The organism is Streptomyces sp. MspMP-M5, from assembly GCF_000373585.1.
Classification (GTDB): Bacteria; Actinomycetota; Actinomycetes; order Streptomycetales; family Streptomycetaceae; genus Streptomyces.
Window position 1 is genome coordinate 51,522 of record NZ_KB891962.1, and the last position, 23,952, is coordinate 75,473.

At 72.5% G+C, this 23,952-nt stretch carries 21 protein-coding genes; 9 read left to right on the forward strand and 12 right to left on the reverse strand.

Translation table 11 applies throughout. The features are described 5' to 3' along the window. Positions 1–23: 23 nt before the first annotated feature. From polX to B073_RS0137535, 7 genes are all read right to left on the reverse strand, one after another. Positions 24–1,754: a DNA polymerase/3'-5' exonuclease PolX gene (gene polX, locus B073_RS0137505; RefSeq protein ID WP_018543194.1), complete on the reverse strand. Its 1,731-nt coding sequence runs from the start codon at positions 1,752–1,754 to the stop codon at positions 24–26. A gap of 91 nt (positions 1,755–1,845) precedes the next feature. Beyond that, positions 1,846–2,832, reverse strand: a complete 987-nt coding sequence (locus tag B073_RS0137510) for an NAD(P)H-dependent flavin oxidoreductase (RefSeq protein ID WP_018543195.1) — start codon at positions 2,830–2,832, stop codon at positions 1,846–1,848. A gap of 167 nt (positions 2,833–2,999) precedes the next feature. Next, a complete protein-coding gene (locus B073_RS0137515; protein WP_018543196.1) occupies positions 3,000–3,932 on the reverse strand; it encodes a LysR family transcriptional regulator in 933 nt (310 codons plus the stop codon). Between the two features lie 221 nt (positions 3,933–4,153). Beyond that, positions 4,154–5,677, reverse strand: coding sequence for an aldehyde dehydrogenase family protein (locus B073_RS0137520; RefSeq protein WP_018543197.1), 1,524 nt, complete (start codon positions 5,675–5,677; stop codon positions 4,154–4,156). A 301-nt stretch (positions 5,678–5,978) separates the two neighbouring features. After that, entirely contained in the window at positions 5,979–7,235 is a 1,257-nt protein-coding gene (locus B073_RS0137525; RefSeq protein ID WP_018543198.1) for a helix-turn-helix domain-containing protein, read from the reverse strand. Between the two features lie 89 nt (positions 7,236–7,324). Continuing rightward, positions 7,325–8,380, reverse strand: coding sequence for a DUF6114 domain-containing protein (locus B073_RS0137530; protein WP_018543199.1), 1,056 nt, complete (start codon positions 8,378–8,380; stop codon positions 7,325–7,327). Then, positions 8,371–8,985, reverse strand: a complete 615-nt coding sequence (locus B073_RS0137535; protein WP_018543200.1) for a DUF6230 family protein — start codon at positions 8,983–8,985, stop codon at positions 8,371–8,373. The genes B073_RS0137530 and B073_RS0137535 overlap by 10 nt, the downstream gene beginning before the upstream one ends. 144 nt (positions 8,986–9,129) lie before the next feature. Here B073_RS0137535 and B073_RS0137540 point away from each other — a divergent pair, with 144 nt between their 5' ends. Further along, positions 9,130–9,786 (forward strand): TetR/AcrR family transcriptional regulator, encoded by a 657-nt coding sequence (locus B073_RS0137540; RefSeq protein WP_018543201.1) that lies wholly within the window; start codon positions 9,130–9,132, stop codon positions 9,784–9,786. Between the two features lie 139 nt (positions 9,787–9,925). On the opposite strand, the gene B073_RS0137545 is transcribed toward B073_RS0137540, so the two are convergent. Continuing rightward, positions 9,926–11,176 (reverse strand): glycoside hydrolase family 18 protein, encoded by a 1,251-nt coding sequence (locus tag B073_RS0137545; protein ID WP_026248098.1) that lies wholly within the window; start codon positions 11,174–11,176, stop codon positions 9,926–9,928. 364 nt (positions 11,177–11,540) lie between these two features. Between B073_RS0137545 and B073_RS0137550 the strand changes: the two genes are divergently transcribed. The 3 genes from B073_RS0137550 to B073_RS0137560 all read left to right on the forward strand — a co-directional run bounded on the left by B073_RS0137550 (position 11,541) and on the right by B073_RS0137560 (position 15,202). Beyond that, positions 11,541–12,713 (forward strand): acyl-CoA dehydrogenase family protein, encoded by a 1,173-nt coding sequence (locus tag B073_RS0137550; protein WP_018543203.1) that lies wholly within the window; start codon positions 11,541–11,543, stop codon positions 12,711–12,713. A 171-nt stretch (positions 12,714–12,884) separates the two neighbouring features. Beyond that, entirely contained in the window at positions 12,885–14,039 is a 1,155-nt protein-coding gene (locus tag B073_RS0137555) for a hypothetical protein (RefSeq protein WP_018543204.1), read from the forward strand. After that, positions 14,036–15,202 carry a phosphotransferase family protein gene (locus tag B073_RS0137560; RefSeq protein ID WP_018543205.1) on the forward strand — a complete coding sequence of 389 codons (1,167 nt, stop codon included), beginning with the start codon at positions 14,036–14,038 and terminating at the stop codon, positions 15,200–15,202. The genes B073_RS0137555 and B073_RS0137560 overlap by 4 nt, the downstream gene beginning before the upstream one ends. Positions 15,203–15,223: 21 nt before the next feature. Here B073_RS0137560 and B073_RS0137565 read toward each other — a convergent pair whose 3' ends face one another. Continuing rightward, positions 15,224–15,649, reverse strand: a complete 426-nt coding sequence (locus B073_RS0137565; protein ID WP_018543206.1) for a hypothetical protein — start codon at positions 15,647–15,649, stop codon at positions 15,224–15,226. A 212-nt stretch (positions 15,650–15,861) separates the two neighbouring features. Here B073_RS0137565 and B073_RS0137570 point away from each other — a divergent pair, with 212 nt between their 5' ends. The 5 genes from B073_RS0137570 (at position 15,862) to fxsA (ending at position 21,583) form a co-directional block, all read left to right on the forward strand. Further along, the gene (locus B073_RS0137570) at positions 15,862–16,302 is read left to right on the forward strand and encodes an Lrp/AsnC family transcriptional regulator (RefSeq protein ID WP_026248099.1); all 441 of its coding nucleotides are present in this window, start codon (positions 15,862–15,864) and stop codon (positions 16,300–16,302) included. Positions 16,303–16,363: 61 nt separating this feature from the next. Then, positions 16,364–18,013: an amidohydrolase gene (locus B073_RS0137575; RefSeq protein ID WP_018543208.1), complete on the forward strand. Its 1,650-nt coding sequence runs from the start codon at positions 16,364–16,366 to the stop codon at positions 18,011–18,013. Between the two features lie 549 nt (positions 18,014–18,562). Then, complete coding sequence (lnt, locus tag B073_RS0137580; RefSeq protein WP_018543209.1) at positions 18,563–20,224, forward strand: apolipoprotein N-acyltransferase; 1,662 nt, start codon at positions 18,563–18,565, stop codon at positions 20,222–20,224. Then, a complete protein-coding gene (locus tag B073_RS0137585; protein WP_018543210.1) occupies positions 20,221–20,976 on the forward strand; it encodes a polyprenol monophosphomannose synthase in 756 nt (251 codons plus the stop codon). Before lnt ends, B073_RS0137585 begins: the two co-directional genes overlap by 4 nt. 34 nt (positions 20,977–21,010) lie before the next feature. Then, positions 21,011–21,583, forward strand: a complete 573-nt coding sequence (gene fxsA / locus B073_RS0137590; protein WP_026248100.1) for an FxsA family membrane protein — start codon at positions 21,011–21,013, stop codon at positions 21,581–21,583. Between the two features lie 87 nt (positions 21,584–21,670). On the opposite strand, the gene B073_RS0137595 is transcribed toward fxsA, so the two are convergent. From B073_RS0137595 to B073_RS0137605, 3 genes are all read right to left on the reverse strand, one after another. Further along, complete coding sequence (locus tag B073_RS0137595; RefSeq protein WP_026170122.1) at positions 21,671–22,048, reverse strand: RNA polymerase-binding protein RbpA; 378 nt, start codon at positions 22,046–22,048, stop codon at positions 21,671–21,673. A 325-nt stretch (positions 22,049–22,373) separates the two neighbouring features. Beyond that, positions 22,374–23,174, reverse strand: a complete 801-nt coding sequence (locus B073_RS0137600) for a glycerophosphodiester phosphodiesterase (protein WP_018543212.1) — start codon at positions 23,172–23,174, stop codon at positions 22,374–22,376. Further along, the gene (locus B073_RS0137605; protein WP_018543213.1) at positions 23,171–23,764 is read right to left on the reverse strand and encodes a YczE/YyaS/YitT family protein; all 594 of its coding nucleotides are present in this window, start codon (positions 23,762–23,764) and stop codon (positions 23,171–23,173) included. Before B073_RS0137605 ends, B073_RS0137600 begins: the two co-directional genes overlap by 4 nt. Positions 23,765–23,952: the final 188 nt, after the last annotated feature.

Sequence of the window (23,952 nt, forward strand, 5' to 3'; positions counted from 1 at the left end):
GCACCAGCCGACGGGGTTGGTCGCTATGCCCGGCGGCCGGCGCGCAGAAAACGCCGGAGCTTGGTGAGCGGCCAGGTGTTGATGACGTCGTCCGCGGTGAGCCAGCCGCGCTGCGCGGTGCCCACCCCGTACCGCATATACGGCAGATGCGTGGTGGAGTGTGCGTCGGAGTTCACCGCGAATTTCACGCCGTGGCGCTTGGCGCGCAGAATGTCCTCGTCGCACAGGTCCAGCCGCTCGGGATGGGCGTTGATTTCCAGTGCGGTGCCGGTCCGCGCGCAGGCCGCGAAGACCTCGTCGAAGTCCGCGTCGATTCCCGGGCGTTTGCCGATCAGCCGGGTGGTGGGATGGCCGATGATCGCGACGTACGGATTCTCGCAGGCGCGGACGAGACGGCGGGTCAACGCCTTCCGGCTCTGGTTGAAGTGCGAGTGCACCGAGGCCACACAGAGGTCGAATTCCGCCAGGAATTCATCGGGCCAGTCGACCTCCCCGTCCGGGCCGATGTTGAGTTCGGTGCCGTGCAGCAGCCGCATACCGCGGTGTTTACGGTCCAGCGCGTGCACCTCCTCCCGCTGCGCCAGCATCTTCTCGTCGGTCATCCGCTGCATGTAGAGGTTGGGGGCGTGGTCGGTGACCGCGTAGTACTTGTAGCCCCGGGCGGCGGCCGCGACGACCATGTCCTCCAGGGAGGACAGCCCGTCGGTGAGGTCGGTGTGGGTGTGCAGATCGCCCCGGACGGCGTCCTCGGCCACCAGGTCGGGCAGTTCGCCGCGCAGCCCGGCGGCGACCTCGCCCCGGTCCTCACGCAGCGGCGGCGCGATCCACGGCAGCCCCAGCCGGGCGTAGATCTCCTCCTCGGTCTCCGAGGTCACCAACTCCCCGCTCTCGGCGTCGAACAGCCCGTATTCCGACAGCTTGAGCCCGTGCCGTACCGCGATCGCGCGGGTGCGGATGTTGTGCGCCTTCGCCCCGGTGAAGTACTGCAGGCCCGCGCCCCAGGACGCCGGCGGCAGCACCCGCAGATCGACCTGGAGGCCCTTGGTGGTGCGGACCGAGGTCTTCTTCTCGCCGTGCGCGATGACCTCGGCGGTGGACGGGAGTTCCGCCAGCGCCGCCATGAACGGCGCGGAGTGCTCCGCCGCCACCAGGATGTCGATGTCCCCGATCGTCTCCCGCATCCGGCGCAGCGAGCCGGCGTAGGTGCACCGCTCACAGCCGGTGACCCGGGACAGCTCCCCGGTGATCTGCTCGGCGACGTCCATCGCGGCGCTGATCAGGATGCGCCCGCCGCCCGCCTTCTGCAGCAGCGAGATCCCGTGCAGGATGTTCTCCTCGGTCTTCTCGCCGAATCCCTTCAGATCCCGCAGCCGCTCCTCGTGGACGGCGTCCAGCAGCTGGTCCACCGAGGTGATGCCGAGGTCCTCGTAGAGCACCAGGGCCTTCTTCGGCCCCAGGGTCGGGATGGTGATCAGCTCCCGGACCCCCGCCGGGATCGTCGCCCGGGTCTCCTCGATCACCGACACCCGGCCGGAGTGCAGATACTCCACCACCTTCTCCGCGATCGACGCCCCGACGTGCGGGATCTCCCGCAGCCCCGTCGCGTCGAGCTTCGAGACGTCGGCGGGATGCCCACCGATGGCCCGGGCGGCCTTCTCGTACGCCCGGGCCTTGAAGGCGTCACCACCACTGATCGCGATGAGGTCGGCGTACTCCTGGAGCAGCGCCTCGACCTCCTCATTGGCGCGGACCATATCTCCAGGGTGCCCCCACCACCCCGGCGCGGCATGCGCAGACCACCGGAGGGTTGCCGGCCCCCCTGGTCCGTGTCCCGAGAACGCCGGCTCAGCCGCCGAGCGCCGCAGTCCGCGGAGCCCACCGGCCCAGGCGGGCGGCGGCGTCCTGCGCCATCCGGCGCACCACCTCTCCCGCGGGCAGGATTTCCCGGACCAGGCCGACCCCCTCGCCGACGATCACGTTCGCGAGGTCGAAGTCCTGCTCCGCGAGGGCGGCCGTGAACTCCGCGGCGACCTCGGTGAGATGGGCGTCGAGTTCGCTCTCCCGGCCGTGCCACCGCTCGACGAACTGGTTGCGCAGCAGGCGCGCGTCGTACGGCGCGGGCCAGTCGTACCGGCGCACTATGTCGTAGACCGTGGTGCGCAGGGTGTCGTCGCCGTCGGCCGCCACCGCCCGGGCCTGGGCGCGAGCGGAGGCGTCCGCTTCCTCCGTCGCCCAGAACCGGGTTCCGACGAGGACACCGTCCGCGCCGAGGGCGAGTGCGGCGGCCAGTCCGCGACCGTCCGCCACCCCGCCGGCGCCCAGCAGAAGAGTGCCGGGGGAGCGGTCGGCGATCAGGTCCGCGATGTCCGGCACGAGGGTGAACGTCGAGCGGGTGCCCGCTCCGTGCCCGCCGGCCTCGCCGCCCTGCGCGACGACGACGTCCGCACCGGCGTCGAGGGCCTGCCGGGCCTGGTCGAGCGTGTGGACCTGGCAGATCAGCGGTACGCCGGCGGCGCGGATGCGGTCGGCGAACGGTGCCGGATCGCCGAAGGACAGCATCACGGCGGCGGGCCGGTGCTCCAGGGCGATGTCGAGAAGTCCGGGACGGCGGGCCAGGCTCCAGGTGATGAAGCCGCACCCCACGCGGGTGCCGGCTGCCGTGGCGAACTCACGCTTCAGCCACCGCTCGTCGCCGTAGCCGCCGCCGAGGAGACCGAGTCCGCCGGCGTCGGTCACCGCCATGGCGAGCCGGGCCCCGGAGACGACGTCCATGGGGGCGAGTACGACCGGGTGCTCGATTCCGAAGGCGTGGGTGAGGCGCGTGGTCAGCATGGCGAAGTCTCCTTGGTCCGGGGCAGCGTCCGTCGGCTGAGCGGCGGGCGGTGCGGCGTCAGGAAAACGGTAGGTTCGCCGAGAGTTCCGATCCAACGATTGATGGCGATGGGAGCCATCGCCGAAAGAGAACTCTCCGATGGCCAACGGGCCAACGGGCCAACTGGTCAGCGGGCGCGCCGGATCGGCGAACCGTCCGTCGCCGTGGAACCCCCGGCCATGCGCAGGACGGGCGGCCCCGGATCCACCGCCTGCGCATGCGTGAGGAACCGCGTCAGGGCGGGCATCGGCGGTGCGTCGGCGCGCTGGACGAAGACGGTCTGCGCGCGGGCCTCCTGCTCCGGCAGCTCGTGCACCCGGACCTGTTCGCGGGCGGCGTGCCGCTCGACCACGGCAGCGGGCAGCAGACTGATTCCCATCCCGGCCCCGACGCAGCCGAGGATGCCGTCCAGCGTCCCCAGCTCCATACAGCGAACGCCGACCGCGCCCCGCGCGTGCAGGACGCTCTCCAGACGCCGTCGATAGGAGCAACCGGAGCGGAAGACGAGGATCGTGGGATCAGCAGGCACCGAGTCCAGGTCGGTGACGCGGCGCGCCGTGAGCAGGACGAGGCGCTCCTCGAACACCGGCGTCTCCACCACGCCGGGCTGCCGCACCGGGCCGCTGACCAGCGCGCCGTCGAGACGGTACCGCAGCACGTCCCGTACGAGCTGCTCGGTCGGCCCGGTGACCAGCGACACCTCGACGCGGGGACAGTCCTCGGCGAAGGTGGCCAGCACTCCGGGCAGACGCAGGCCCGCCGTGGTTTCCAGGGCCCCGATCCGCAGCGGTCCACTCGGATCCGTCTCGTCGCCGACGGCCTGCCGCGCCTCGTCGACCAGCCTGCTGACGCGTTCCGCGTACGGCAGCAGCCGCTCGCCCACGTGCGTCAGCGCCACCCCCCGGGCATGGCGGCGGAACAGCGGAGCGCCGAGTTCCTTCTCCAGCGCGTGGATCCGGGCGCTGACGTTCGACTGCACGGTGTGCAGTTCCCGAGCCGCTCTGGTGATGCCGTGTGTGCGCGCGACGGCCAAGAAGATCCGCAGGTCGGACAGTTCCACGTTGACCTCCGCATGAGCCGGGGCAGCCGGCGGCGCAACCGTGCGGCCACCCTGCCGCGCACAGGGCCGGTTGACGGTCCCCACACCGTGATCATCCCACCCGCTCGGCCGGGCCGACCACCTCGTCGAGCACTCCGTACAGGAAGGGGACGACCCCACCGGCCGACGAGGAGCGGCGCCTGCCCGGCGAGAGCCCGGGTCAGGCGCCTGCTCTGGAGCGTTCAGAAGAACCCGAGCTTCTTCGGCGAGTACGACACCAGCATGCTCTTCGTCTGCTGGTAGTGGTCCAGCATCATCTTGTGGTTTTCGCGGCCGATGCCGGATTGTTTGTAGCCGCCGAAGGCGGCGTGGGCGGGGTAGGCGTGGTAGCAGTTGGTCCATACCCGGCCGGCCTGGATGGCGCGGCCCGCGCGGTAGGCCGTGGAGCCGTCGCGGGTCCAGACGCCGGCGCCGAGGCCGTAGAGGGTGTCGTTGGCGAGGGTGATCGCCTCGTCGAAGTCGCCGAACGGGGTCACCGCCACGACTGGGCCGAAGATCTCCTCCTGGAAGATCCGCATGTCGTTGTGGCCCTCGAAGACGGTCGGGCGGACGTAGTAGCCGCCCTCCAGTTCACCGCCGAGTTCGGCCCGGGTGCCGCCGGTGAGGATCTTGGCGCCCTCCTTCTGGCCGATGTCGAAGTAGGAGAGGATCTTCTCCAGTTGGTCGTTGGACGCCTGCGCACCGATCATGGTGTCGGTGTCGAGGGGGTGCCCCTGGACGATCTTCTCGGTGCGGGAGACACCGGCCGCCAGGAAGTCCGCGTAGTGCCCGCGCTGGATCAGCGCACGGGACGGGCAGGTGCACACCTCGCCCTGGTTGAGGGCGAACATGGTGAAGCCCTCCAGGGCCTTGTCGTGGAAGTCGTCGCTCGCGCGGGAGACGTCGTCGAAGAAGATGTTGGGGCTCTTGCCGCCCAATTCCAGTGTCACCGGCCGCAGATGCTCGGACGCGTACTGCATGATGAGCCGGCCGGTGGTGGTCTCGCCGGTGAACGCGACCTTGGCCACTCGGCGGTTGGACGCCAGCGGCTTGCCGGCCTCGACGCCGAAGCCGTTGACGATGTTGACGACGCCCGGCGGCAGCAGGTCCGCGATCAGGCTCATCAGGTAGTGCACCGAGGCGGGCGTCTGCTCGGCCGGCTTGAGGACCACCGTGTTGCCGGCGGCCAGCGCCGGGGCCAGCTTCCAGGTCGCCATCAGGATGGGGAAGTTCCACGGGATGATCTGGCCGACCACCCCCAGGGGCTCGTGGAAGTGGTAGGCGACGGTGTCCTCGTCGATCTCCGAGAGGGTGCCCTCCTGGGCGCGGACGGCGCCCGCGAAGTAGCGGAAGTGGTCGACGGCGAGCGGGATGTCCGCGGCCAGCGTCTCCCGTACGGGCTTGCCGTTCTCCCAGCTCTCGGCGACCGCCAGCGCCTCCAGGTGCTGCTCCATCCGGTCGGCGATCCGGTTGAGGACGGCGGCGCGTTCGGCCGCGGGGGTGCGGGCCCAGGCGGGGGCGGCGGCGTGTGCCGCGTCCAGGGCGCGCTCGACGTCCTCGGCCGTGCCGCGGGCGACCTCGGTGAACGACCGGCCGTTGACCGGCGTCGGGTTCTCGAAGTACCGGCCCTGGGCGGGCGCCACGAACTCACCGCCGATCCAGTGGTCGTAGCGGGACTGATAGCTCATCACGGCATCGGTGGAACCGGGGTTCGCATAACGTGCCATCGGTGGACTCCCCATTGCTCGCGCGGCGCGGCCCGCCGCTCCCGTGCGGCGGGCGGTGGGGGGAGGGTAGGGCGGCGGAGGTTGCGCGAACGTTGCACCGTGGTCGCGAGAGCGGGACGCGGCACGCATCACGCTCCCGGCCGTGCTCCTAGGGCGCTTCTGACGGATCTCCGTGGCGTCGCGGCGTCTGGCACGCATTCTCGCGGCGTTGCCGACATGTCTCCATAGCTCCGCTATGAAGCCATCCCGGCGCCTTGCGAGAGCACGCACCAGACGCCGCTCCTTCCTCCACGGAGATCCGTCAGAAGCGCCCCAGCCCGTACTCGGCGCGCAGTCGCTCCGCCGCGGCGGTGGACGCCCGGCTGGCCGGGGAGTGCTCCGGCAGGGCGGCGGCCAGGGCCTCGTGGACCTCCAGGTCGTGCTCGCCCCAGGGTGTGTGGGCCCACGCGCGCAGCTGGTCCGGGTCGCCCATGGCGAGCAGGGCGCGGCGCATGCGGTCCTCCAGCGCGGTGCGCAGCCGGCGGATGCCGGGCGCCTCCGAGGAGGGCAGCAGGGGACCGCGGTAGGAGTCGAGGGCGGAGGTGAGGTGATGGCGCGTCAGGTCTCGTTCTGCCAAGTCGAAGTCGCTTTCGATCGGTTGGGTGAGGCGGTACGGGCGGGAGTGCAGGAGCGGGCCGACGAGTTGTCGCAGGCGGGAGAGTTCGGCGCGCAGGGTCACGGGGCTGATCTCGCGCTCGCCGTAGAGGAGGACGGCGAGTTGATCGCCCGTCAGGCCGGCCGGATGGTGGGCGAGCAGGACCATGATCTCGCTGTGCCGGCGGCCCAGGCGCAGCCGTTCGCCGTCGCGCACCAGCAGTGCTTCGTCGCGGCCCAGGGCCGTGAGGAAGGTCCCCGGCCGGCTGGGCCGGGCGGCCAGATGGGCTTCCGCGGCACGGGCGGTCGCCTGGACCAGGGCGAGGCTGTGCGGGCTGGCCAGATGGTCGCCGCCGGTGATGTCCACCGCGCCCAGCAGCCGCCCGGTCCGTACGTCGTGCAGTGGGGCGGCGGCGCAGGTCCAGGGCTGCACCCGCCGGTTGTAGTGCTCGGTGGCGAAGATCTGCACGGCGTGGTCGGCGGCGAGCGCGGTGCCCGGTGCGTTGGTGCCGGCGTGGCGCTCGTCCCAGCGGGCGCCGACCACGAAGTTCATCCGCTCGGCGCGGCGCAGCACCCCATGGTGCCCCTCCACCCACAAAAGCCGCCCCTGCGGGTCGCAGACCGCCAGCAGATGGGCCCCGTCCTGGGCGATGCTGCCCAGCAGCTCCCGGAAGACCGGCATCGCCCGGGCCAGCGGATGCGCCTCGCGGTAGCTGCGCAGCGCGGCCTCGTCGAGTTCGACGGGGGCGACGCCGTCCGGTGCGGCGCGGGCCCGGGCCGAGCGGCGCCAGGAGTCGGCGACCACCTGCCGGACCGGCGGTGCCACCGTCCCGTCGCGGAGGAACGCCTCGTGCGCCCGCCGCACCGTGCGGATGCGCTCGGCCGGATCGGCGCCCGCCTCCATCGCCAGCCAAGGGTTGACCACGCGTCACCTCTTCGTTACGGCTCCTGCCCCGTACGCCCGATGGTGCTCATGCCGGCCGGGGCCGTAAACCCCGCCTCGGGCGGACCGGCTCAGTGGCCGCCGGCCGTGCCGCCCGCCCGGAGCCGCAGGCCGTCCGCCACGATCAGGTCCGAGGTCACCAGGGCCTGCTCGGCGGTCACCCGCGTCATGTAGACGAACGGCGGGACGACCGGCGGAACGGGGAGGGTGTCGGGGGTGAAGGTGAGGCAGAGCGCCCCCTCGATGCAGCCGCTGAACTTGGTGAGGTAGAGCGTCACCTCGCCCTTGAGGTCCAACGCGTCGGATTTCAGGCCGAGTTGGGGGCCGTGTGCGTCGTGGGTGGTGAGCCGGTAGTCGGTCAGGGAGGCCGCTTTCATGCGCAGGACCATCACCTTCAGGGGGCCGCCGGCGGTCGGGACGGTGGTGACGCCGGCCAGGGTGAAGCCCTGCGGGGCGAAGCGGGTGGTGGTCACGGTCGGCGGGGCGGGGGGCGCCGGCGGTGCCGGCGTGCCGTCGGCGTCGGCCCGCTGCACCGGGCCGCCGAGGGCGGTGAGCAGCGCGAGCGGCAGTCCGACGGCCAGTGCCCTGGTGCCGGTGGCGCGGCGGGCGGGCGTCCCGTCCGGTGCGGCCGCCTCCGTCCCCACCGTGCCCTCGGCGCCCTCCGTCCCCTCCGTCTCCCGGTCCGGTGGCGTCGCGGGGTCCGGGCCGCCGCCGGTCGCGCGCCGCGCCGACGTCCAGCCGAATCCCATCGCGCTGCCCGCGATCCCCAGTCCCATCCCGACCAGGAACCCGCCGAGATTGGTCGCGGCGAACGAGAGCACCGACAGGATCAGCGCATTGATGCTCACGTAGTGGTGTGCGGACGGGGTGCACCACAGGAACAGTCCGGCCACCATCAGCGCCAGTCCGATGCCCAGCGCGGCCAGTCCGCCCAGTCCCAGGCTGACCAGCACGGGCAGCGGGGCGAACGGCACCAGCAGCAGTTCGGCGCCGCCCAGCAGGAGCAGCAGCCCGGCCCAGAACGGCCGGGTCCGGCGCCACCGGCGCAGTGCCGCCCGCCGCGCGGGCCAGGGCAGCGCCTGGTCCAGGCGGGCGCCCCACCGGGCCCGGCGCGCGCTCAGAAACACGTCCGGCCGTCCAGGCTGACGCTCACCCGCAGCCCCTTGAGGCGGAAGTTGCCGCCGGTGGCGGACCAGGCGTGCGACTTGACGCCGGCCACCTCGATGTCGCCTGCCTGGAGCCCGAACTTCCCCCGCGGGCCCCTGACCCCCGGCACCGAGTCGAGGGTGCCGGCGTCCCGGCCGATCTGGGCGGTGCCGAACCGGGCGTCGCCGACCAGGTCCTCCCCGTCGATGACGAGGTTGTCGGCGCGCACCGGTCCGGCGTCGCCGCCCGCGGTCAGCTTGAACACCACCGTCCCCAGCGGGGTCTTCACCTGCGCCGCCTGGCAGATGTCGGAGAGGTGTGCCCGGCCGATGCCCAGCAGGGCCACCGGGTGGCCGTGGTCGTCGGTGTCGCGGTCGGTGTGCACGTACGAGGCGAGACCGGTGCTGGTCAGTTTGCCCGAGGCGACCTGGAAGTTGGTGCCGGACACCGCGAAGGACGCGGCCAGCACGCCCTGTGCCATCACGGTGGCCAGTGCGCCGACGGCGAGGACGGCGGGCACCGCCACCGCCGCGGTCTTCTTCCAGGAGGTCCGTCCTTCGGGCGCGTTGCCGTTCGGTGTGCTCACTGCGTCCTCCCCGGGGCAGCGGTCGAATGCGCGAGGGAAGTGCTGGGTGGAGCCGTCCGCGGGGGTCCGCCGCAGACCGGATGTTGCACATGACGTTCTGTCATACTGCGCAAAAATCCTGGCAGTTGGAGACTAGGGCGGATTTTGAATAAGAGTCAACAGCGCGGACGGACGGCCTCGCGGGAGGCCCGCGGCACCGACCGCTCCCAGGCACGCCGTGCCGAACTGATCGCCACCGGGAAGAAGCTGTTCGCCGACACCTCGTACGACGCGCTGTCCATGGACGACATCGCGCGCCAGGCAGGGGTCGCCAAGGGCCTGATCTACTACTACTTCACCAACAAGCGCGGCTACTACTTAGCGATCATCGAGGACGCGGTGGCCGAACTGGTCGAGCGCGCCGGCAGCACCCACGACCTGCCGCCCGTCGAACGCGTCCGGCGCACCGTCGACGGCTATCTGCGCTACGCCCAGCACCACCAGGCCGCGTACCGCACGATGGTGACCGGCGGGGTCGGCTTCGACGCGGAGGTGCTGGCCATCCGTGCCCGGGTCCGGGCCGGCCTGCTGGGCACCATCGCGCGCGGTGCCTGGGGCCGGGAGGAGGTGCCGGTACTCGCCCGCACGGCGCTGACCGGCTGGCTCTCCAGCGTCGAGGGCGTCACCCTCGACTGGATCGAGGAGCAGGAGCTGCCGCGTGAGACGGTGGTGTCGCTGCTGGTGCGCGGACTGGGCGACACCCTGCGTCTGATAGAGGAGCTCGAGCCGAGCTGCCCGGCGCCGCCCCGGCCACGTGCCTGATGCAGCATCAATAACCCTACGACCAACTGGACTTGCTCGAGCGGGCGGAAGGCCGTCGCCTCCCGCCCGCTCGGGTTCCCCCGTTTCCCACGGCGGCTCTCGACGGGGTGGCCGGCCTCGTCCGCGTGGTACGGAGTGCCTACTTGATGGCCTTGATCAGCTCACCGTCGAGGGTGTCCCCGCTCAGCTCCCAGAAGAACGTGCCGCCCAGCCCCTGGGCGTCCTTGTAGGTCATCTTGCTGCCGATGGTCTGCGGGGTGTCGTAACTCCACCACTGGTCACCGCACTTGGCGTAGGCGGTGCCGCCCACCGTGCCGGTGGCCGGGCAGCGGTCCTTGATCACCTTGTAGTCGTCGATGCCCGCCTCGTACTTCCCGGGTGCCGCGCCGGTCGCGGTGCCGCCCGGTGCGTCCTGGGTGACGCCCTGCCAGCCGCGCCCGTAGAAGCCGATGCCCAGCAGCAGCTTGTTCGCCGGAACGCCGAGCTTCTTGAGCTTGGCGATGGTGTCGGTGGTGTTGAACCCGGCCTTCGGTATGCCGTCGTACGACGTCAGCGGGGAGTGCGGGGCGGTCGGGCCCTTGGCGTCCCAGGCACCGAAGTAGTCGTAGGTCATGGCGTTGTACCAGTCGACGTACTGGGAGGCGCCGCCGTAGTCCGCGGCGTCCATCTTGCCGCCGTCCGAGGCGTCCGCGGTGATCGCCGCGGTCACCAGGTTGTCCTGGCCGAACTTCTCCCGGACCGCCTTGAGCACGTCGGTGAAGGCGTCCTTGCCGCTGGTGTCGCAGGTCAGACCACAGGCGTTGGGGTACTCCCAGTCGATGTCGATACCGTCGAAGACATCCGCCCAGCGCTTGTCCTTGACCAGGTCGTAGCAGGACTGGGCGAACGCCGCGGGGTTCTTGGCGGCCTCGCTGAAGCCGCCCGACCAGGTCCAGCCGCCGAACGACCACAGCACCTTGAGGCCGGGGTGCAGCTTCTTGAGCTTGCGCAGCTGGTTGAAGTTGCCGCGCAGTCCGTTCGGGTCGTCCCAGGTGTCGGCCTTGCCGTCGACGCTCTGGTCGGCGGTGAACGCCTTGTCGTAGTCGGCGTAGGAGTCGCCGATGGCGCACTTGCCGCCCTGGACGTTGCCGAAGGCGTAGTTGATGTGCGTCAGCCTGTCCGCCGAGCCGGAGGTCTCGACGTTCTTGACCTGGTAGTTGCGGTCGTAGATCCCCCAGTCGGTGAAGTACCCGACGACCTTGTCGCCGGCCGCCGCGGGGTGGGCGCCGGTGGGGGACGGGTGGGCGGAGGCGGAGCCGGCGAACAGCGTGCCGGCCAGGGCTGCGGTACACAGCGCGGTCGCGGTGGCGATCAGCTTCCGTGGCGCGCACATCCGATGCGCTCTGAGCATGTCTTCTCCTCGGAGGGGGGCGAGGGCGGAGCATGGGGGCGTTCCGGCCGGCATGCCTGCCGATTTGGCATGAACGCGCAGAACGTTGCTGGAGAAGGTAGAAGGACTAGACCAGTGAGTCAATGGTTCGGACCAATTTGCCGGCGGGGACTCCCGGCTCGCCAAACCGCCCGGAACTGCCCGGAGATCGATGATCGACCCGTGACGCCGGGCCGCCGATCGGGCATACTCCTACCGCCACAGCCGCAGGTCATCGCCTTCCGCGACCCGGAACGCAATCATCGGCGAGGCACGACGGAAACCGGCGCCGCCGCCTACCCCTGCGCGCGTCGCCGCAGCGCCCGAAAGGGAGGAGAGCGCCGCCATGACCGAGTACGTTCCCCCGCCGGTGGACCGCAGGCTGCCCACAGAGGAAGCCCGCGACCTGATGGCCCTGGTACGGGAGCTCGCCGAGCGCGAGATCCGGCCAACCGCCGCCGAGGAAGAGGAAGCCGGCCGTTTCCCGCGCGCCCTGTTCACCCTGCTCTCCGAATCCGGCCTGCTCTCGCTGCCCTACGCCGAGGAGTTCGGCGGCGGCGACCAGCCCTACGAGGTCTACCTCCAGGTACTGGAGGAGCTCGCGGCCGCCCGGCTCACCGTCGGCCTCGGCGTCAGCGTGCACACGCTCGCCTGCCACGCGCTCGCCGGATTCGGCACCAAGGAGCAGCGCGCCGAGCACCTGCCGGCCATGCTCGGCGGCGGCCTGCTCGGCGCCTACTGCCTGTCCGAACCGTCCGCCGGCTCCGACGCCGCCTCCCTGACCACCCGCGCCACCCGCGAGGGCGACATCTGGACGCTGGAGGGGACCAAGGCGTGGACCACCCACGGCGGGGTGGCCGACTTCTACACCGTGCTGGCCCGCACCGGCGACACCGGCCCGCACGGCATCACCGCCTTCCTGGTGCCCGGTGACGCCGAGGGCCTCACGGCCGCCAGGCCCGAGCGCAAGATGGGCATGAAGGGCTCGCCCACCGCGCAGCTGCACTTCGACCGCGTCCGGGTCCCCGACTCCCGCCGGATCGGCGACGAGGGTCAGGGCTTCACCATCGCGCTCTCCGCCCTGGACTCCGGCCGCCTCGGCATCGCCGCCTGCGCCGTCGGCGTCGCCCAGGCGGCGCTGGACGAGGCGCTCATCTACACCGCCGACCGCCGCCAGTTCGGCCGCCCGATCGTCGACTTCCAGGGCCTGCGGTTCATGCTCGCGGACATGGCGACCCAGGTGGAGGCGGGCCGCGCGCTGTACCTCAGTGCTGCCCGGCTGCGCGACGCCGGACTGCCGTTCTCCAAGGAGGCGGCGATGGCCAAGCTCTTCTGTACGGACACCGCGATGAAGGTCACCACCGACGCCGTCCAGCTCCTCGGCGGCTACGGCTACACCCTCGACTTCCCGGCCGAGCGCTATATGCGCGAGGCCAAGGTCCTCCAGATCGTCGAGGGCACCAACCAGATCCAGCGGATGGTGATCGCCCGGCACCTGGCCGGCCCCGAGTCGCACTGAGCCGCCACCGGGGCGGGGCCGGACGGCGCCCCGCCCCGTGGGTCCGCCCACGCGCGCTCTCGCGATCCTCCGGAGTGCGGCCGCACGGTGGCCGCCCGACGCGATCTGACGTACCGTCAATTCCACGCGATTCCCGGGGGATCCGCCGTCCGACCGCGCCCAGGAGGGCCCGTGACCGACCGTCCGATCGCGCTCGACGAATACCCGATCCACCAGGCCCCGCTCTCCATGCGGCAGGTGGCCACCGGCGACCGCAACGCCTACGACCGCTGCATCTTCCACGTCCTGGACCACAGCGGCCGCGCCCTGCTCATCGCCGGCCTCGGCGTGTACCCCAACACCGGCGTCATCGACGCCTATGCCACCCTCCGCCTCGGCGACCGGCTGCACGCCGTCCGGGCCTCCGACGCCCTCACCGACGACCGTCTGGCGCTCACCGTCGGCCCGCTCACGATCACCGTCGAGGAACCGCTGCACCGCCTCCGGCTCACCTGCGACCCCGACCCCTCCGATCCGGACGGCCTCTCCTACGACCTGACCTGGACCGCGTCCTTCCCCGCCGTCTGGGAGCCGCACCACACCCAGCACCGCGGCGGCCGGCTGGTCCTGGAGGGCCGCCGCTTCGTCCAGGCCGGCACCTGCACCGGCACGATCCACGCGGCCGGCGAGCGGCTCACCGTCACCGCGGGGGAGTGGACCGGCACCCGGGACCGCAGCTGGGGCGTGCGCCCGATACCCGGCGAGGACGGCGGCCGGGCCGCCGCCGAGGCGCCCACCGAGGGGTTCCACTGGATCTGGTGCCCGGTCCGCTTCGACGACCGGTTCGTCATGGTCATCGTCCAGGAGGACGCCGACGGCCACCGCACCCTCAACGAGGCGCTGCTCGTCCGCGACGGCGTCCCCGACCGTCAACTCGGCTGGCCCTACGCCGACATCAGCTACCGCCCCGGCACCCGCCACCCCGAACGCGCCGTCCTCCACCTCACCGACCCCGCCCGCAAGCCCCTCGAACTCACCGCGGAGATCCTCACCTCCTCGCCGCTCGCCCTCGGCGCCGGCTATCCCCCCGCCGACGACTGGCAGCACGGCACCTGGCAGGGGCGCGGCTGGACCGACCGCCGGGTCTACGACCTCACCGACCCGGCCACCCACCCCCGTGCCGCCTACGGCGTCACCGACCACGCCGCCCGCTTCACCCTCGACGGCCGCACCGGCCACGGCATCTTCGAGCACGGCAGCTTCGGCCGCCACGACCCCAGCGGCTTCACCGGCTACGACTCCGTCGCGCCCGACCGCACCCGGCGCCCGGGGGAGGCGGCCCGATGAGCACCGCACCCCGCCCCCGCCCCACCGCCCTCCCCCACGCCCGGCTTCACTCGCGCGGGGGCACCCCCGTCCCGGAGGACCTCACCCGGCGGCTCACCGCCTGGCTCGCCCCCCGGCTCCCGGGCGCCCGCGTCACCGGGGTCACCGTGCCCGCCTCCAACGGCATGTCCAGCGAGACCCTGCTCTTCGACCTCGACCACCCGGGACCGGGCTCCCCAGGGCTCCCGGCCGCGCCCGAGCAGGCAGCGGTCCCCGGCTCCTGCGTCCTCCGGCTCGCCGCCGACCCCGCGGCGTACACCATCTTCCCGCGCTACGACATGCCCCGGCAGTACCGCACCATGCGCCTGGTCGCCGACCGCACCGACCTGCCGGTGCCCCGAACCCTCTGGCTGGAGGAGGACCCCGCGCACCTCGGCGCGCCGTTCTTCGTCATGGCCCGCGCCGCCGGCCGCGTACCGCCCGACGTCATGCCCTACACCTACGAGGGGAACTGGCTGCACGACGCGACCGACGCCGAACGCGACCGGCTGGAAGCCGCCAGCGTCTCCGTCCTCGCCCGCCTGCACGACCAACTCCCGGCGGAATCAGCGGAGTTCCTGGCGTTCCCCGGAACCGGCAGTCCGCTGCGGCGCCACGTCGACGCCCAACACGCCTACTACACCTGGGTCGTCGACGGCCTCCCGCGCTCCCCGCTCATCGAGCGCGGCTTCGCCTGGCTCGCCGACCACTGGCCCGAGGACACCGGCGGCACCGTACTGAGCTGGGGTGACGCCCGGATCGGCAACATCGTCTACGACGGTTTCGAACCGGCCGCGATCCTCGACTGGGAGATGGCCGCCCCGGGCCCCCGCGAACTCGACCTGGGCTGGATGATCTACCTCCACCGCTTCTTCCAGGACCTCACGGAAAGCAGCGGCCAGCGCGGCCTGCCCGACCTCCTGCGCCGCGACCGCGTCGAGAGCCGCTACGCCGCACTGACCGGGCACCGGCCGCGCGCCATGGAGTTCTACACCCTCTACGCGGCCCTGCGGCACGCCATCGTCATGCTCAGAGTGGCCTACCGCCAGGTCCACTTCGACGAAGGGCCGGTGCCGGACGACCCCGACGGGCTGATCCTGCACCGGGACACCCTGGAGGCGATGCTCGCCGGCCACTACTGGTGAGCCGCGGCCGGCCCGCGGGCGTCAGACCCGGCGTCGCGCGCGCGGCACCCGGGCCGACCGCTCACCCGGCCCGCCGGGGTGCGAGAACGGCTGACGGCGCCAGTCCAGGCCCTCGGGCAGCGTCAGCAGGACGGCCGCGTCCTGCTCCTGAGCGTCCCTCATGTCGTCGGTGTCCGCGGCGTCCGCCGCCGGCCGGCCGGAGCCCTGGCACACCGTCAACGCGAACGGGTCCCAGGGCGAGGGGCACAGCGCGTGCTCCGGGAGGGTGTCCTCGTCCGCCAGCAGCGCGATCGGCTGCCCGCAGTCCGGGCAGGTCACACGGTAGATCTCATAGGTGTCGAAGGGATCGTCCGCACCGTCCTCGACCGGGAAACCGAAACTGTCGCCCTCCTGGGCGCCGACGTCGGCCGCGGCGGAGTCCTGCTTCAGGCGTCGCATGATGTCCATCCCCCTCGGGTGGGCCACTCGGACCGCTGCTTCGTTCGTGTGACCGGCGGTCTCGGCCAACACCAGCAATGCCCTTCATGCCGGGCGCATAATCGCCGGCGCCGTGCGGAGCCCGCGCCACGGGTGTGGCGTTCCTCACACGGGGCGCTGCTCGGGCGTCCGCGGTATGCCGCGCGCTGCGCGCACGCGCCCGCGCACAGTAGGTTGAACGGGTGGAGGAGTTGGACCGACAAATCGTGGATCTGCTCGTCAAGGACGGGCGGATGAGCTACACCGACCTGGGCAAGGCCACCGGCCTGTCCACCTCGGCGGTGCACCAGCGGGTGCGCCGCCTGGAGCAGCGCGGGGTCATCCGCGGCTATGCCGCCATCGTCGACCCCGAGGCCGTGGGGCTGCCGCTGACCGCCTTCATCTCGGTCAAACCCTTCGACCCCAGTGCCCCCGACGACATCGCCGACCGGCTCGCCGAGGTCCCCGAGCTGGAGGCGTGCCACAGCGTCGCCGGCGACGAGAACTACATCCTCAAGGTCCGGGTCGCCACCCCGCTGGAGCTGGAGCACCTGCTCACCCGCATCCGCAGCCTGGCCGGCGTCTCCACCCGTACGACGGTGGTCCTCTCCACCCCCTACGAGGCCCGCCCGCCGCGCATCTGACCCGGCCGGGAAGCGACCCCCGGGCGCCGGGCGCCTCCGCGCAGGGGCGAAACTGTCCGGTATGAGCGAGCGCAACCCGGACAGTTCCGAGCAGCACCCCTCCCGCACCGTCCTCCTGCGGGGCGGTGAGGTGCACAGCCCCGCCGACCCCTTCGCCACCGCGATGGTCGTCGAGGGCGACCGGATCGCCTGGGTGGGAGAGGAGGGCGCCGCCGACTCCTTCGCCGACGGCGTCGACGAGATCGTCCACCTCGACGGCGCACTGGTCACCCCGGCGTTCACGGACGCACATGTGCACACCACGGCCACCGGGCTCGCCCTCACCGGCCTGGACCTCTCCGGCGCCGCCACCCTCGCCGACGCGCTCGACCGGATCCGCACCCACGCCGCCGGCCGCCCCGCCGGGAGCGTGCTGCTCGGCCACGGCTGGGACGCCAGCGCCTGGCCCGAGGGCCGCCCGCCGTCCCGCGTCGAACTGGACGCGGCCGCCGGCGGCCGCCCCCTCTACCTCACCCGCGTCGACGTGCACTCCGCGGTCGTCACCACCGCCCTGCTCGACCTGGTCCCGGGCATCCGCGACCGGTCCGGCTTCCACCCCGACGCACCCCTGACCGGCGACGCCCACCACGCCGTACGGGCCGCCGCGCACGCCACCGTCACCTCCGCCCAGCGCGCCGAGGCCCAGGCCGCCGCGCTGGCCCGGGCGGCCTCGCTCGGCATCGGCACCGTCCACGAGTGCGCCGGCCCGGAGATCTCCAGCGAGGACGATTTCACCGCGCTGCTCGCCCGCGCCGCCGAGGGCACCGGCCCCCGCGTCGTCGGCTACTGGGCCGAACTCATCGCATCCGCAAAGGAAGCCGACCGGATCCGCGAGCTCGGCGCCCACGGCGCCGCCGGCGACCTCTTCGCCGACGGCTCCCTCGGCTCGCACACCGCCCACCTGCACGCCCCCTACGCCGACGCCGACCACACCGGCGCCGCGCACCTCGACGCCGACGCCATCGCCGCCCATGTCGCCGCCTGCACCGAGGCCGGCATCCAGGCCGGCTTCCACGCCATCGGCGACGCCGCCCTGACCGCCGTCACGGACGGCGTCCGGGCCGCCGCCGAACGGCTCGGCACGGCCCGCGTCCGCGCCGCCCGGCACCGCGTCGAGCACGCCGAAATGCTCACCGACGCCACCGTCGCCGCCTTCGCCGGCCTGGCCCTGACCGCCTCTGTGCAGCCCGCCTTCGACGCGGCCTGGGGCGGCCCGGACGGCATGTACGCCACCCGCCTCGGCGCCGAACGGGCCGCCGGCCTCAACCCCTACGCCGCGCTGCTCAAGGCCGGTGTCCCGCTCGCCCTCGGCTCCGACAGCCCGGTCACCCCGCTCGACCCCTGGGGCACCGTGCGGGCCGCCGTGTTCCACCGCACCCGCGCCCACGGCATCTCCGCCCGCGCCGCCTTCACCGCCCACACCCGCGGCGGCTGGCGCGCCATCGGCCGCGACGACGCCGGCGTCCTGGTGCCCGGCGCCCCCGCCGACTACGCGGTCTGGCGGACCGGCGACCTGGTCGTCCAGGCACCCGACGAGCGCGTCGAGCGCTGGTCCACCGACCCCCGCTCCGGCACCCCCGGCCTGCCCGATCTCACCCCCGGCAACGACCTCCCGCAGTGCCTGCGCACGGTGGTCGGCGGCCGGACGGTTTTCGACCGGCCGATCGAGTGACATCGCAGGTGCCGGTGGTGCCGGGCACGGTGCCCGAACCTGCCTGCCCCACCTGGGAAGGCTCGGCACTGACCTGGGACGACGCGAAAACGACGCAGGCGGAGCGACTGTTGACAGCAGGCGCCGGTCGGCCGGTAGGTTCGGCCGAGTCCACCACAGGACGTCCGACCGGGAGACCTCCGCGCAGCCGTCGAACGCAGCTGGGCCATGGGGCGGCGAGCCATCCGGCACACCGCCACTGGGAGCCAGGTCCAGTGCCAGGGCGATGGCGAGGTCGGTCGGCAGGTGCGACCCGGGTGGGGCCCGGCGCTCAGTAGACAACGGCTCTCGGTCGACCCGCAGCCAGCGGGCCCCAGGCCGGCCCGAAGGGCGCCGGGCCCTGATCCGCACCTTGCGAACCCTCTCCGGCGCCGCTCCGCTTCGCCCCGCCTGCTCCTCGTCCGCTCTCCGCAGCGGTCCGTGCACGGCCCCGCACCCCGCCCCCGCACCCCCGGCCCTCCGATGTACGGTCAGCTGACAACCGGACGACCTGCAGGAAGGCCCGCGACCGTGCCATCGGGTTCCGACACCACCGCAGCAGCCGCGCGCGGCACCGCGCCCGACGGCGTGGTGCCGTCCGTGGCGAACGGCGATCGCCGCCCCGGCCGCGTCCGCCGGCTGGCCGCCCTGGCCCGCCGCGAGGCGCCGCGCACCGCCCTGGCGGCCGTCGCCGGCCTCGCGCTGGGCCTGGCCTTCCCGCCGTACGGCCTGTGGCCGCTGTCCCTGGTCGCGGTGGCCGCACTGTCGCTGCTGACCCGCGGCCGGCGGGCCCGCCAGGGTGCCTGGACCGGCTTCGCGTTCGGGCTGCCGTTCTTCCTCGTGCTGCTCAAGTGGCTGCATGTGGTCGGCTGGGACGCGGTGGCGGGCCTGTCCGTCGCCGAGGCGCTCTTCGTGGTGCTGCTGGGCGCGGGGCTGGCACTCACCTCCCGACTGCCCGGCCGGCCGGTGTGGGCCGCGTGTCTGTGGGTCGCCCAGGAATGGGCCCGGGACCGGCTGCCGTTCGGCGGCTTCCCCTGGGGCCGGCTGGCGTTCGCCAACACCGGCTCGCCGTTCACCCCGCTCGCCGCGCTCGGCGGCGCCCCGCTGGTCACCTTCGCCGTCGCGCTCGCCGGCGCGCTGCTGGCCGGCTGCGCGGTCGCCCTGTGGAGGATGCGCCGGGGCGGCGGCCCGCGGGCCCTGGTCCGGACGCTGGAGGCGTTCGGACTGGCCGCCGCGGTCAGCCTGGCCGGTCTGGCCGTCCCGGTCCCCACCAAGGCCGACGACACGGTCCGGATCGCCGTGGTGCAGGGCAACGTCCAGCAGCCCGGCATGGACTTCCTGGGCCGCCCGATGAAGATCCTGGACAACCACGCCACCGCCACCGAGAAGCTCGCCGACGACGTCCGCCACCACCGCGTGCCCAAGCCGGACCTGGTCATCTGGCCCGAGAACTCCTCGGACCTGGACCCCTTCCAGTACCCGCAGGCGTACGACCGGATCGAGGAGGCGGTGCAGGCGATCGGCGTGCCCGTCCTCGTCGGCGCCCTGGTCGACCACCCGACCAAGCCCGGCTACGTCTTCAACGAGGGCATCGTCTGGGATCCCAAGACGGGCCCGGGGGCCTCGTACACCAAGCAGCACCCGGTGCCGTTCGGCGAGTACGTCCCGTTCCGGGAGCAGCTCAGCAAGATCATCACGCGGTTCCAGCGGGTGCCCCGCGACTTCTACCCCGGTGATCACACCGGCCTGCTGAAGGTCGGCCCGGCCAGGCTCGGCGACGTCATCTGCTTCGAGGTCGCCTACGACGAGATCGTCCACGACACCGTCCGCGCGGGCGCCCGGGCCCTGGTCATCCAGACCAACAACGCCACCTACGGGCGCACCGGCCAGCCCGAGCAGCAGCTGGCGATGTCCAAGCTGCGGGCCGTCGAGCACGGCCGGGCCGTGGTCACCGCGGCCACCAGCGGGATCAGCGCGGTGGTCGCCCCCGACGGGACCGTTACGCACCAGATTCCCGAATTCACCCAGGGTGTGGTCTCGGCGCGCATCCCGCTGCGCGACGAAACGACGCTCGCCGACCGCATTGGCGCGGCTCCCGAGTGGCTGCTCGCTATCGTGGGCCTCCTGTCCTGCGGGGCCGCCGTCATCGCCGGCCGGCGCAGGCGTACGAAGGACGAGAAGGGACAGCAGTGACAGACGGTCAGCGGCAGTACGGCCCGCTCGGCACCACGTTGGTGATCATTCCGACGTACAACGAGGCGGAGAACATCAAGCCGATCGTCACGCGGGTGCGGTCCGCCGTCCCCGAGGCGCACGTCCTGATCGCGGACGACAACAGTCCCGACGGCACCGGCAAGCTCGCCGACGAACTGGCCGCCGAGGACGACAAGGTCCACGTCCTGCACCGCAAGGGCAAGGAGGGGCTGGGCGCCGCCTACCTCGCGGGCTTCCGCTGGGGCATCGAGCAGGGCCACGGCGTGCTGGTGGAGATGGACGCCGACGGCTCCCACCAGCCCGAGGAGCTGCCCCGGCTGCTGACCGCCCTCAAGGGCGCCGACCTGGTGCTGGGCTCGCGCTGGGTGCCCGGCGGCCGGGTGGTCAACTGGCCCAAGCACCGCGAGATCCTCTCCCGCGGTGGCTCCACCTACTCCCGGCTGATGCTGGACGTCCCGATCCGCGACGTCACCGGCGGCTTCCGGGCCTTCCGGGTGGAGACGCTGCAGGGGCTGGGCCTGGACGAGGTCGCGTCCCAGGGCTACTGCTTCCAGGTCGACCTGGCCCGCCGGGCCGTCCAGGCCGGCTTCCACGTCGTCGAGGTGCCCATCACCTTCGTCGAACGGGAGCTGGGCGCCAGCAAGATGAGCCGCGACATCGTCGTGGAGGCCCTCTGGCGGATCACCGCCTGGGGCGTCGGTTCCAAGGTGAGCAGGATCCGCGGTCGCTGACCCCGGTTCGGAACGGGCCAGGCACACTGGTGGCATGACGTTCGGAGCCACGCCGCCACCGCCCGGTCCCCGCCCACCCCGTTCGCGCGTCCGCCGGTTCGCGCCGTTGGGCATCGCCGCCTGGATGGTGCTGGAGATCTGGCTGCTGACGGTCATCGGCGGCGCCACCAACGGCCTGACGGTCTTTCTGCTGCTGCTCGCGGGGGTGCTCGCCGGCGGTGCGGTGATCAAGCGGGCCGGCCGCCGTGCCTGGCGCAACCTCACCGGCGCCCTGCAGACCGGCGGCGCCCCCGAGACACCCCGCGAGACCGGCTCCGCCGGCACCGGCACCACCCTCCCGATGATCGGCGGGCTGCTGCTGATGGTGCCCGGCCTGCTGTCGGACGTGCTCGGACTGCTCTGCCTCTTCCCGCCGACCGGCCGGCTGATCCTGCGCCGCGCCGACCGGCTGCTGACCCGGTCGGGCAGCTTCACCGCCGGGTCCTTCGGCGACGTGTACCAGCAGGCGCGCATGCACCGCCCGGACGGCAAGGTCGTCCAGGGCGAGGTGATCCACCCCGACGAGCCGCCGGCCGCCCGGCGCCAGGACCCGCCGCTCACCCGCTGAACACCGGTCGCGGACACGGCAAGGGCCGGTGCCACCGTCGGTACGGTGGCACCGGCCCTTGTGTGCCGCTCTGCTCGATCCGCCTCGTCAGGCGGACTTGCGGTTGCTGTCGCGCGGATGCACGGCGATGTTCATGGTGCCGGAGCGCAGGACCGCCAGCCGCTCGGCCAGCACTTCCTCCAGCTCCTCGCGGGTCCGCCGCTCCATGAGCATGTCCCAGTGCGTACGCGCCGGCTTGCCCTTCTTCTCCTCAGGACCATCCCCATCCACCAGGAGCGAGGGTGCGCCGCACACCTTGCACTCCCACTCCGGCGGAATCTCGGCCTCAACCGAGAACGGCATCTCGAAACGATGTCCGTTCTGGCATGCGTACTCCACCGCCTGGCGCGGGGCCAGGTCGATGCCGCGGTCGGTCTCGTAGCTGGTCACCACGAGGCGCGTGCCGCGGAGAGCTCGCTCACTCATGAATCGTGCCTCCCGGGCTTTGTCGCCCACAGGACAGGTGTCGCTGTCGTCGTCATCCGGTCAACGTCCGGTCGGCGGTGAAGATTCCCGTCATCGGGACATGCGTCGCCTGCGTCGCCCGTCGTGCCGCCCCTTGTTGTACCCACCAACGCCCGGTTTGTCACATCTGGCAGCAGATGTCACCCAGCGCCTCAAGGTGTTGAGCGCGCAGTAACGGTCCGCCTGGTGAGCCAAAGGCGTACACTACCGCCCCGCACCCTGAAGGGCTAAATCCGGTCACGTACCGGATTCCCGGCCGCGGCGATCGCCCGGGAGCAGAAGCGCCCTAGACCCAGCATCCCCGTTCGGTCAGCACTGTGCGCAGGGTCTCGATGTGGTCGGTCATGATGCCGTCGACGCCCAGGTCCAGGAGGGTGCCCATCCGGTCGGCGTCGTTGACCGTCCAGACGTGTACCTGCAGGCCCAGTGCGTGCGCGGCGCGCAGGAAGAGGGGGTCGACGACGCGGATCCCGGACTGCCGCTCGGGGACCTGGACGCAGACCGCGCTGCGCCGCACCGCCGCGCCCAGCAGCCGGTCCAGCGGCAGTGCCCCGCGCCCGTAGGAGCGCAGCCGCAGCCCGGCCACCCCGCGGATGCCCAGCGAGCTGGCCATCCGGCCGCCGGCCAGCCGCTGCGCCCGGGCCACCCGGGCCTCGGAGAACGAGCCGACGCACACCCGGTCCCAGGCGCCGGTGCGGCGCAGCAGGGCCAGCAGCGGCTCCAGCGCGCCCTCCGCCTTCAGGTCGACGTTCCACCGTGCCTCGGGGAACTCCTCCAGCAGCTCCTCGAAGAGCGGCAGCGGCTCCCGGCCGGCGACCCGGGCCCGGCGGACCGCCCGCCAGGGGAGTTCCGCGATGGCCCCGCCGGAATCCGTGACGCGGTCCAGGGTCGGATCGTGGAAGGCGACCAGGGCGCCGTCCGAGGTGGCGTGGACATCGGTCTCCAGATAGCGGTAGCCGAGGTCCACCGCGCGGCGGAAGGCGGCGGCGGTGTTCTCCAGACCGTCCGCGGCCCCGCCGCGGTGGGCGAAGGGCAGCGGACCGGGGTGGTCGAGATAGGGATGGCGCAGGCGTATCGCAGGGGTCACTCCCGCAGTATCGCGCGCTCCGGTGACGGCTCGGGGGAGCGGGCCACCACGGTGGACGGCCGCTCGGGCAGCCCCTTGATCGCGAAACGGCGCAGGAAGAACTGCGCCAGCGGCCCGATGGCCAGGGCGTAGACCACCGTGCCCACCCCGAACGAGCCGCCGAGCGCAAAGCCCGCGGCCAGCACGGTCACCTCGATGCAGGTCCGCACCAGCCGGACCGGGCGGCCGGTGCGCCGGTGCAGGCCGGTCATCAGGCCGTCGCGCGGCCCCGGGCCGAAGCGCGCCGTGATGTAGAGGCCGGTGGCGGCGCCGTTGAGGAGGATCGCGGCGGCCAGCAGCGGGATGCGGACGGCCAGCGGTCCCACCGGGGGGACGAGGTCGAGCGTCGCGTCCATGACGAGCCCGAGAATCACCACGTTGGAGACCGTGCCCAGGCCGGGGCGCTGCCGCAGCGGGATCCACAGCAGCAGGATCAGCGCGCCGGAGACGATGGTGACGGTCCCGATCGTCAGTCCCGTATGCCGGGCTATGCCCTGGTTGAGCACGCTCCACGGCTCCAGGCCCAGCCCGGCGCGGACCATCAGGCCCATGCTCGCTCCGTAGAGCACCAGCCCCGTATAGAGCTGTACGAGTCGGCGCGGCAGATGCGACCGCCCCGTGCCGGACCCCTGGGTGATGGACACGACGTTTCCCCCTCCTGGCAGGATTGGACTGGTGCGTGCCACCATGTGGCATGTACGGGCTCGATATGTAGAGCCAATTCGGGGAAGGTGGACTG

Bases quoted from the DNA above. Each gene is read 5' to 3' on its own strand.
- polX (WP_018543194.1), bottom strand. From the start codon at position 1,754: ATGGTCCGCGCCAATGAGGAGGTCGAGGCGCTGCTCCAGGAGTACGCC.
- B073_RS0137510 (WP_018543195.1), bottom strand. From the start codon at position 2,832: ATGCTGACCACGCGCCTCACCCACGCCTTCGGAATCGAGCACCCGGTC.
- B073_RS0137520 (WP_018543197.1), bottom strand. From the start codon at position 5,677: ATGGCACGTTATGCGAACCCCGGTTCCACCGATGCCGTGATGAGCTAT.
- B073_RS0137545 (WP_026248098.1), bottom strand. From the start codon at position 11,176: ATGCTCAGAGCGCATCGGATGTGCGCGCCACGGAAGCTGATCGCCACC.
- B073_RS0137550 (WP_018543203.1), top strand. From the start codon at position 11,541: ATGACCGAGTACGTTCCCCCGCCGGTGGACCGCAGGCTGCCCACAGAG.
- B073_RS0137560 (WP_018543205.1), top strand. From the start codon at position 14,036: ATGAGCACCGCACCCCGCCCCCGCCCCACCGCCCTCCCCCACGCCCGG.
- B073_RS0137565 (WP_018543206.1), bottom strand. From the start codon at position 15,649: ATGGACATCATGCGACGCCTGAAGCAGGACTCCGCCGCGGCCGACGTC.
- B073_RS0137575 (WP_018543208.1), top strand. From the start codon at position 16,364: ATGAGCGAGCGCAACCCGGACAGTTCCGAGCAGCACCCCTCCCGCACC.
- fxsA (WP_026248100.1), top strand. From the start codon at position 21,011: ATGACGTTCGGAGCCACGCCGCCACCGCCCGGTCCCCGCCCACCCCGT.
- B073_RS0137595 (WP_026170122.1), bottom strand. From the start codon at position 22,048: ATGAGTGAGCGAGCTCTCCGCGGCACGCGCCTCGTGGTGACCAGCTAC.
- B073_RS0137605 (WP_018543213.1), bottom strand. From the start codon at position 23,764: ATGGGCCTGATGGTCCGCGCCGGGCTGGGCCTGGAGCCGTGGAGCGTG.